At 65.1% G+C, this 1,491-nt stretch carries 2 protein-coding genes; one reads left to right on the forward strand and one right to left on the reverse strand.

Annotated features, from left to right (window positions below):
• A partial coding sequence (locus A2J03_RS17275; protein WP_231912575.1) for a DUF402 domain-containing protein occupies positions 1-547 on the forward strand: 547 nt, incomplete at its 5' end.
• 103 nt (positions 548-650) lie between these two features.
• Here A2J03_RS17275 and coaE read toward each other — a convergent pair.
• Positions 651-1,491, reverse strand: an 841-nt coding sequence (gene coaE / locus A2J03_RS17280) for a dephospho-CoA kinase (RefSeq protein WP_068376232.1), incomplete at its 5' end; no start/stop codon positions are given.

The following is a 1,491-nucleotide window of genomic DNA, read 5'->3' on the forward strand; positions in this document are numbered from 1 at the left end:
ACCGAGCACTGCCGTTCACGTCCACGCACCCAAGGTCGAGTACTTCGACATCGTCGGGCTCACCAACACCGACCCGAAGGGCTTCGTGCGGTCGGTGGACGAATACCGCGTCGAACCGTGGGGTCTGTACATGGCACGACCGTCGGACCATCCCCAATTCGACTATCTGCAGTCGTGGCTCCTGCCGAGTCTCGGCCTCCGCGCGTCGATCTTCCACTACCTCCCCGGACACGTCCGCGACCAGGACTATTACGTCGACGTCGGTGAATTCGTACCGGGAGTCGACGCCTGGACCTCGGTCGACCACTACCTCGACATCGTGGTCAGGACCGGTCGCGGATTCGACTTCCTGGACGCGGACGAACTCGTCGAGGCACGGGTGGAGAACCACCTCGACACGGCGACTGCGGAACTGGCGATGAACAGGTCCGTCCGCGCGGTCGCAGGTCTCGCCGCGCACGACTACGACCTCGACGCCTGGCTGGCGTCGCTCGGGATGCCGACGACGTGGCGTCCGAAGGATGGGCGTGTGAGGGATGGACGGTAGGGGGGGTGGACGTATGCTGTTTCGGTCCGGCGCCCCGATCGCTTGAATGGTCCATTCATACGATCTGATCGCTTGTAGGGCACATTCAAGCCGATCGATTCGGCTACGCGGACCAACCCGTCTTCGCTGCCCAGTCCCACGCGCGTTGGTACGCCCCATCGAACCAGGGTGCCTTGACGTCCTGGTAGGCAGCCATCGCCTCCACATAGTCGGTGCGTTCGGCTGCCGCAGCCTCCGCACGCTGTTTGAGCGCGAGATATTCCGCGACCGAGTCCGGGGTGGCGCGCAGCCAGTCTCGGAATACCAGGGCGAACTGCTGACCGGGCCACCCGTCGACCCTGATGTGGATGTTGACGGGCCGCCCGGGGTCCGCTCCCCCATGAATTCGCTTGCCCCATACAGCGGGATCAGCTTCACCACCCACGCCGTACGCAGGTTTGGGATCGTCTGCCGTGATGTGCTCGATCCGAGGAAAGCCGATCGCGCGCAAGGGTTCCGCCAACGCGTCCGCCGATTCGAGGCTCCCGACCGTGATCTGAATGTCGACGACATCCTTGGCGTCGAGTCCGGCGACGGCCGTCGATCCGACGTGATCGATTCGCACAGCGGCAGTTCCGCAGACGACGGCAATGCGCGCGATGAGACGTTGCGCCTGCGCGGGCCAGGTCGGATCGGCAGCAGCGAGCGTCGGATGAGCCCTGGCGACGACGCCGTCACGAATATTACGCTCGAACGGAACGAGCCGGTCGTGCCACAGTGCGGTGACTACTTGCTCCAGATCGCCCGGCGCACCGCTGTTGTCGATCCAGACGTCGGCCGCCGCGCGCCTCTCCTCGTCGGTTGCTTGAGCCGCGATCCGCGCTCGTGCATCGGACTCGGGCATCTTCCGCTGGTTCACCAGTCGATCAACTCGCTCCTCCGCGTCCGCGTAAACCACGGCGACC

It is taken from the genome of Rhodococcus sp. EPR-157 (genome assembly GCF_001647195.1).
Taxonomy (GTDB): Bacteria; Actinomycetota; Actinomycetes; order Mycobacteriales; family Mycobacteriaceae; genus Rhodococcoides.